The sequence below is a fragment of the Streptomyces sp. NRRL WC-3626 genome (genome assembly GCF_000718785.1).
Taxonomy (GTDB): Bacteria; Actinomycetota; Actinomycetes; order Streptomycetales; family Streptomycetaceae; genus Streptomyces; species Streptomyces edwardsiae.
Genome location: NZ_JOCA01000084.1, coordinates 1 through 244 on the forward strand (window position 1 = coordinate 1; position 244 = coordinate 244).

Sequence of the window (244 nt, forward strand, 5' to 3'; positions counted from 1 at the left end):
GGGGTCCATCAGCTTGGTGATCCTCGTCATCCCCTTCTCGGGGTCGGCGACGACCTTCATCTCCTCGTCGGCGAGCTTCTTCACCGTGTCGAGGGCGAGAATGATCTTCTTGCCGTCGCCGCGGGCGGCGAGCAGGGTCTTCTCGACGGAGACCGGGTGGACGGTGTCGCCGTTGGCGAGGATCACACCGTCCTTGAGGGCGTCACGGCCGCACCACAGGGAGTAGGCGTTGTTCCACTCCTCG

General features: G+C 65.2%; 1 pseudogene. It reads right to left on the minus strand.

The features are described from left to right. Nucleotides 1-244, minus strand: a pseudogene (locus tag IF28_RS0135920) (phosphocholine cytidylyltransferase family protein); the annotation flags it as partial.